Origin of the sequence: Arthrobacter sp. AK01 (assembly GCF_021109375.1) — a bacterium.
Classification (GTDB): domain Bacteria; phylum Actinomycetota; class Actinomycetes; order Actinomycetales; family Micrococcaceae; genus Arthrobacter.
Window position 1 is genome coordinate 1 of record NZ_JAJOHP010000141.1, and the last position, 1,513, is coordinate 1,513.

Genomic DNA, 1,513 nt, shown 5'->3' on the forward strand with positions numbered 1-1,513 from the left:
TTGAACTGCTCCCCTGAAGTTGGACTGAGAATTTCAGTTCCGATTTGAGGGGAGCAGTTTTATGTGTTCGCGTAGTTCTTTGTCTGTGGTGCAGCGGGTGTCGGCTGTAGCGTGTTTTGAAAGAGGGCTTGGCTATCGGGCGGCGGCCCGGTACCTTGATGCGCCCCAGGTGCCGGTAAGGGGACTGTATGGGTTATGGAGGATTCATGGGGAAGGAGTCTTGGTGACCAAGGCGCCGAAGTCATACTCTTTCGAGGTCAAACTGGCCTTGGTGCAGCGGTTCCTGGCGGGCGAAACCGGTCCCGACCTGGCCGTTGAAGCGGGCCTGTCTTCACGGCAACTGCTGCAGAAATGGGTCAGAGCGTATCGCTTGGAGGGCGAAGACGGGCTGATGCCAAAACGCAACGGCACGCCAGCGAAGCCGAAGGCCGCACCTTCTGGGGAACCCGTGGCCCTGCCGTCGCGGAAGCCTGGTGCGATGCTGTCCGTGAAGCCCGGGGCGACGCCGCAGGCCCCGGAGGTTTCGGAGCTTGAGCAACTGCGTCGGGAGAACGAACTGTTGCGGGCAGAGGTGGCCTACTTGGGAAAATTGCGGGCCTTGAGGGCGCAGGAACGACGGTGAAGGTTCAAGCCCTCGTTGCCCTCAAGGCTGATTACCCGCTCCCGGTTCTGCTGCGGGCCGCGGGCCTGGCCCGCTCGACGTTCTTCTACCATCAGGCCCGGCTCCTGTCCCCGGACCCGCAGGAAGCACTCAAGAGCGCCATCACGGAGGTTTTCACGACCAACCACGGCCGTTACGGACATCGCCGAATCCACACCGAGCTGACGAAGCAAGGATGGACGGTGGCGAAGAAGACCGTGCTGAAACTGATGCGCGCCCTGGCCTTGCGCTGCAAGATCCGGCGGCGGAAACGCTATAACTCCTACCAAGGCGAGCAGGGGGTGATTGCACCGAACGTGCTGGACCGGAAGTTCGACGCCGACGCTCCGAACCAGAAGTGGGTCACTGATGTCACCGAGTTCCGCGTCGGGGACCGGAAGCTCTACCTCTCACCAGTCATGGACCTTTTCGACCGGCAAATTATTTCGTATTCCATCGGCAACTCACCGAACCTGGAACTAGCCAACACCTCACTATCTCAGGCCATCACCTGCCTGGAACCGGGACAAAAACCATTGGTTCACTCGGACCAAGGCTTCCAATACCAGCACGTGTTCTGGCGGCAGCTGCTCACCGAAGCCGGCGCCACCCAGTCAATGTCCCGCAAGGGCAACTGCTACGACAACGCCGTCATGGAGAACTTCTTCGGACATCTCAAGGAAGAACTCTTCCACCACGTCCGGTTCCTCAGCACCGACGCCTTGGCAACAGCACTGCACGAGTACATCCGCTGGTATAACAACGAAAGGATCTCCACCAAACTCGAAGGCCTGAGCCCGGTGCAATACCGGGCCCAGACCCTCGCAGCCTAAAATCCCAATTAGCCAGTCCAACAAACGGGGACCAGTTCAT

Annotated in this window: 2 protein-coding genes; both read left to right on the forward strand. The window is 59.9% G+C overall.

Annotation, left to right across the window (positions count from 1 at the left end; genetic code table 11):
• The first annotated feature begins 223 nt into the window (after nucleotides 1-223).
• A complete protein-coding gene (locus LN996_RS23425) occupies nucleotides 224-622 on the forward strand; it encodes a helix-turn-helix domain-containing protein (RefSeq protein WP_231343490.1) in 399 nt (132 codons plus the stop codon).
• Nucleotides 619-1,473 (forward strand): IS3 family transposase, encoded by an 855-nt coding sequence (locus tag LN996_RS23430; protein WP_231343491.1) that lies wholly within the window; start codon nucleotides 619-621, stop codon nucleotides 1,471-1,473. The genes LN996_RS23425 and LN996_RS23430 overlap by 4 nt, the downstream gene beginning before the upstream one ends.
• The last annotated feature ends 40 nt before the right edge of the window (nucleotides 1,474-1,513 follow it).